This is a genomic window from Caballeronia sp., assembly GCF_028292365.1.
GTDB lineage: Bacteria > Pseudomonadota > Gammaproteobacteria > Burkholderiales > Burkholderiaceae > Caballeronia.
Genome location: NZ_JAQGMM010000043.1, coordinates 1 through 5,336, shown reverse-complemented (window position 1 = coordinate 5,336; position 5,336 = coordinate 1). Strand labels below are relative to the sequence as shown.

6 protein-coding genes and 1 pseudogene are annotated in these 5,336 nt (G+C 59.5%); 4 read left to right on the top strand and 3 right to left on the bottom strand.

The features are described 5' to 3' along the window. Positions 1-276 (top strand): annotated as a pseudogene (locus JWR14_RS02520) (MFS transporter); the annotation flags it as partial. 6 nt (positions 277-282) lie between these two features. Here JWR14_RS02520 and JWR14_RS02515 read toward each other — a convergent pair. The 3 genes from JWR14_RS02515 to JWR14_RS02505 all read right to left on the bottom strand — a co-directional run bounded on the left by JWR14_RS02515 (position 283) and on the right by JWR14_RS02505 (position 2,264). Beyond that, a complete protein-coding gene (locus tag JWR14_RS02515) occupies positions 283-732 on the bottom strand; it encodes a PaaI family thioesterase (RefSeq protein WP_299700755.1) in 450 nt (149 codons plus the stop codon). Between the two features lie 96 nt (positions 733-828). Next, entirely contained in the window at positions 829-1,887 is a 1,059-nt protein-coding gene (locus JWR14_RS02510; protein ID WP_299700752.1) for an aldo/keto reductase, read from the bottom strand. After that, positions 1,884-2,264 carry a TIGR04076 family protein gene (locus tag JWR14_RS02505; protein ID WP_299700749.1) on the bottom strand — a complete coding sequence of 127 codons (381 nt, stop codon included), beginning with the start codon at positions 2,262-2,264 and terminating at the stop codon, positions 1,884-1,886. The genes JWR14_RS02510 and JWR14_RS02505 overlap by 4 nt, the downstream gene beginning before the upstream one ends. 284 nt (positions 2,265-2,548) lie before the next feature. Between JWR14_RS02505 and JWR14_RS02500 the strand changes: the two genes are divergently transcribed. The 3 genes from JWR14_RS02500 to JWR14_RS02490 form a co-directional block, all read left to right on the top strand. Next, a complete protein-coding gene (locus JWR14_RS02500) occupies positions 2,549-2,830 on the top strand; it encodes a DUF3311 domain-containing protein (RefSeq protein ID WP_299700746.1) in 282 nt (93 codons plus the stop codon). Then, positions 2,827-4,338 (top strand): sodium:solute symporter family protein, encoded by a 1,512-nt coding sequence (locus tag JWR14_RS02495; RefSeq protein ID WP_299700743.1) that lies wholly within the window; start codon positions 2,827-2,829, stop codon positions 4,336-4,338. The genes JWR14_RS02500 and JWR14_RS02495 overlap by 4 nt, the downstream gene beginning before the upstream one ends. Before the next feature lie 135 nt (positions 4,339-4,473). Continuing rightward, on the top strand, positions 4,474-5,336 hold an 863-nt coding region (locus tag JWR14_RS02490; protein WP_299700740.1), incomplete at its 3' end, for a porin.

The following is a 5,336-nucleotide window of genomic DNA, read 5'->3' as shown; positions in this document are numbered from 1 at the left end:
GTCACGCTTCTTTCGTCGGTGCACGCAATCAATATTGGCGGCGTTGGCGCGATGCTCGGCGAGCTCTTTCCACGCTCCGTGCGGGCAACCGGTGGCGCTGTGGTCTACAGCCTGGGCGTCGCGATCTTTGGCGGCTTCGCGCAATTCTTCGTGACGTCGTTGATCGTGGCGACCGGCAGTGCGCTGGCGCCCGCGTGGTATGTGATCGGCTGCGGTCTGCTGGGGTTGATCGCCGTCGCATTCATGGATGAAAAGTCGCGGAAGGCGCTGGATTGACAACCCTCAGCGCTCGAATACCAGCAACGTCGACGTCGCCGATGCATACAAACGCCCGGTCGCATCGGTCAGCGTGGCTTCAGCGAACGCGGCGCGCCGGCCAATCGAGATCACGCGGCCTTCGGCCCGCAGTAATCCGGAATCGCGCGTGACCGCTTTGTGATACGCGATCTTCAACTCAAGCGTGGTGTACGCCTGCGCAGCCGTGAGCCGTGAATGCACGGCACAACCGCAGGCGGAATCCAGCAGCGTGGCTGCGTAGCCGCCATGAACCGTGCCGATCGGGTTATACGCGTGATCGCCGGGTATACCGGCGAAGACAGCACGGCCGGCATCGACTTCAACGAAATCGAAATTCAGCGACTCCAGAATCCCTGGCTTGCGCCCCGACGACATCAGCGCCCGCAAATGCGCGAGGCCGTCGAGACCCGCGCCAGTTTCATCGATCAGGCTCATCGTTTCATCTCCGTTTAGTTTGAAAACGATAATACCTGTGAATATGCACACTTCGCTGAAATACGACCGATCGTAGCCGCTAAAAAGACAGCGCAATCAGTGCGGCGTCTCATTCAAGTCGTATTTCATGACTCGTCCGTGGCGCCCTTCCAGATCCCGCTCGCTGCTGTAGACATCGCCATCAAGCAAGCGGCGCTGCGTCAATACGGCATCTAGCGCGGCCAGATCGGTGGCATCGAGCGTCGCCTGCATCACGCGCAAGTGATCGGGTAAGTGATCGCCGCGCCGCACGCCAACAATAATCGCTGCGACCTGCGGTTGCTGAAGCACCCAGCGCATCGCGATAGTCGGAATGGACACCGCATGGCGCTCCGCAATCCCCTTCAGCGAGACTAGAAGCTGCTGAAACAAATCCCAGCCCCCGAAGTCATCGATCATCAGTTTGTATTTGACGAGCGACCGGTTCTCGAGATCATCGGTCGGCTCGCTCTTGCCAAGCCAGCGCTCCGACAGAAAACCTCCCGCGACGGTGCCGTAACACAGCAGTTGCATGCCCGCGTTCGCGCAAAACGGCGAAAGAGTTGGCAGCGGACGCTGATCGAGCAACGAGTACTGAACCTGCATGCTGACGAGCGGCGTCCCGCCTTCAACAAGTTCGCGAGTGTGCGCGGTATCGAAATTGGTGCCGCCAAGATGCGTGATCTTTCCTGCCTGCTGCAATTCAGTCAGCCAGTGCGCCGTCTCGAGATAACGCGGCACGTTGTAGTCCCACCAATGAAATTGCACGAGATCCAGACGTTCGACACCCAGGCGAGCCAGCGACCGGTCGATGGTCCGTTCGACCTGCTCACGATCAAGCGTGGGCAGCGTCGCGAGATCCGGCACGTACTTGGTGTGAACGCGCAAATCACGAAGGCTGTCATGGCCGTTGCGAGCAAGGTAGTCACGGCGGAATTCACCGATCATTTCTTCCACGCCCGTGTAGATATCCGCGCAGTCGAACGTCGTGATACCGGCTTCGTAGTAGGCCGCCATGTCGGCGATTGCCGCGTCTCGATCCACCGAACCGTGGCCACCGGCAAGCTGCCAGCCGCCCTTGAGCAGACGCGAAATGGTGTAGCCGGGGGCCAGGTCGATGCTGTACTGCGAACTCATTGCTGTTGCTCCGTAGAGGGAAGTTTGACGGCCGTGGTGTCGGCATGACTAAAGCGGCGCAGGCCTGAGCGCACGATCCTGAAACGCGAGGGGCAGTTTGGATCGGGACAGGCGACTTCGGCGTCGGTGCTCATCCAGTCGTTCGGATGCAGCCGCCGTTGCTTGGACGCAAGCAGCGGCAACAGCGCGGCGAGCGAGTAAATGGAGAAGCCCTGGCCGGGCGGCAGATGAAGCATCTCCCCCTTCAGCTCGAAGTAGTCACCCACTTTGGCGCCGCAATACAGCTTCGCTCCGTCCGGCGCGACGACCTCGACGCGCAGGTCGTATAACTCGAAATCGTCGTCCGCGGAGCTGGTCGGGTCTTGGGTGGAAGGCATGGAACTCTCCTGGGATAGGGTGGTGATAACCGCTCAGCAGTCGTGCCGCATCGACAAGCAAAGTATTTTCGTGCAGCCTGAACATACAGTTGGGTCGAGTGTACGTATCGTTATTTTGTACGTCAATACTGCACCGCCATGCCCGACTGATGATCTTTCCAGGCATTTCCCCAGCCATATATCGAAAATACATCCCGTTTATTTTTGACACGCTTGAATTTATGTGCTGCCTGAGTGCACACTTCATCTCACAATATGTGCAGTCAGAACTTACAGGAGGTGGCATGGACAGCAGCTTTCAAGGCGAGCGAAGTCGCCCTCGTCATTGGTATCGATGGATGCTGGTCATTCCGTTCATCTGGCAAGCCGCGTTGGCGCCAGTGGTAAACGACATCGCTGCGAGACCGTTTGGATTGCCCTTCCCCATGTTCTGGCAGATGGCAGGCATTGTTCTCGCGAGCATTGTCATAGGGCTGGTGTTCTCCATGGATCGCCGCGCGGGCGTGGAAGACGAGGAAGCCGCCTTCCTGGAAAAAACCTCCGCCTCCACCGGAGATGCACAATGAAAATAGCCATCGTGTTGTGCATCCTGCTTGCGACGGTGGTCGGCGCAGTCGCTTACGGGCGGCGTACTCGCAAAAGCGCAACGCTCGCGGAGTGGGCGGTCGGCGGTCGCAGCCTGGGTACGCTGATCTTCTGGTTCATGAATGCCGGCGAGGTCTACACCACCTTCGCCGTGCTCGGTATTTCAGGCTACGCATGGGCGCTCGGAGCACCCGCGTATCTTGCGTTCTGCTCTGTGTCGATGAGTTATGCCGTCGGGTATTGGCTAATGCCCCGGATCTGGAAAGCGGGCCGCCTCGGCAAGCTCGTCACGCAAGCCGACTTCTTCGCAGCGCGCTTCGATGCGCCCTGGCTTGGTGTGATCACCGGCGTGATCGGGATCGCCTCGCTGATCGTGTATGTCCAGATCCAGTTGGTGAGCCTTGGATTGATCGTGCAACTCACGCTCGATGACGCCATCTCGAGCCACGCGGCGACCATCGTTGCAGGGCTGCTCATGATTGCGTTCGTGTTCGTCGCGGGGATCCGCTCGGCCGCGTTCGCTGCGGGCGTGAAGGACGTGCTGATGATCATCGTCGTGGTGTTGCTGAGCGCGACAGTGGCAAGCAAAGTGGGCGCCGGGTCGCTGCTCGATATCTTCGGCATGGTCGAAGCGAAGCATCCGGGCATCGGCAAGTTCCCGGGACTCGACGCGAGTTCACCCACCACCGCGATCTGGCTGATGACCTCGGCGATCAACATCGCGCTGGGCAACTGGGTGTTTCCGCATCTGTTCCAGATGTCGTACTCGGCGCGAAGCGCGACCTCCATTCGACGCAATGCCATCTGGCAACCGCTGTATTCGCTCGCGTACTTCTTCATCATCCTGCTCGGCTTTGCAGCGCTGCTCGCCAATACGCATCCACCCGGCGACAACCTGAATGCCGCGTTGCTGCAGTTTGTGTCGGAGCGTTATCCGTCGTGGGTGATCGGGCTCGTGGCCGGAACCGGATTCCTGCTTGCACTTGCACCGGGCGCCCTGCTGCTGGTCGCGGCGGGTTCGATCTTCACGCGAAATGTCGTGCGGCCGTTTGCTCCGCGTCTGAGCGAAGGTCAATCGCTGGCGTTATCGCGTGCCTCGCTGGTGTGTTTTGCCGCTGTAGCCGTGTATTTATCGCTTGCCCAAAAGGGATCGCTGGTCAAGATTCTCCTTGATGCCTACTCCGCTATCGGCATGCTTGCTCCTGGAGTGTTTCTGGGTTTCCTCTGGAAACGCACGAGTGCGACGGGCGTTCTGGCCGGCTTGTTTGCGGGTTTTATCGCGTTGCTCGCGCCGTTCTCCGCGCATTACTGGGGGTCGCATTGGCCGCAATGGGAACCCGGCTTGATCGCCATGGCGATCAATGCGGGCGTGACCATTCTTGTCAGCCTCGTCACGCCCGCACCCGCGCCGGCCGCTGTTGAAATCGGCCTGCTCGACAGCGCCGCGCCGCCGGCAAGTTCCCGCACCGGCTACAAGCTCGGCGCGTGAGACGCCGTCCCTGACTCACGATCGCTGACACGCGCTCAACCCTTCCTTCGCCTTAACCGCGTTCGCCCAAGCCGCCATCGGAGCATGGCGAACGCGTCCCGCTTTGCACCCTCGACACGCCTTCTGGAGATCGCCGTGAAAAAGAGCTGGTTCTGTATTGGCGCGTTAATCGCGTCACCTCAAGTCGTATTCGCTCAAAGCAGCGTGACGCTTTATGGACTCGTCACGGCTGGGATTACTTACGTCAACAACACCGGCAAAGGACCTGTGTATGAGACCGAAACCTGCGCGCCGCCAGGATGCAACCGATGGGGATTGAAAGGCCGCGAAGACCTCGGCGGCGGCAACGCAGCGATCTTCACTTTGGAAAACGGCTTCAACATCCAGAACGGAAAGTTAGGTCAGGGAGGCACTGAATTTGGCCGGCAGGCGTTCGTCGGATTAACGAATAACTACGGGACCATCACGCTTGGGCGCCAGTACGATTCGCTGTCGGATACGGTCGGCATGTTTCCATCGAGCAATAACTTTGCGACTGGCTACGGCTCACATTTCGGCGACCTGGACAACCTGAACCAGTCGATCCGCATCAACAACGTGATCAAGTATGTGAGCCCGGTCTGGAACGGCTTGCAAGTCGACGGCATGTTCAGCCTGGGCGGTCAGGCGGGCGACTTCTCGACGAACAGGGTATGGGCGCTGGCGGGTTCCTATACGGCCGGCCCCTTTGCGTTTGCCGCCGGTTACCTCGATATCAACACGCCCGCGACCAGCGCGAACGGTACGGGTGGCGTGTACGCGTCAAATGGAAACTATGTAGGATCGCTCAGCAACTACGTTGCACTGCAGGACGCGAACGCCATGAAAGTCCTTAGCGCAGGCGCGTCATACTCCATAGGCAATGCGAACGTCGGGCTGGTCTATTCACATACGCTTCTGAAGAACAGCCAGTATTTCGTGGCGAATGGTTTTTCCAACGCCGGTAGCGGCAGCGATTT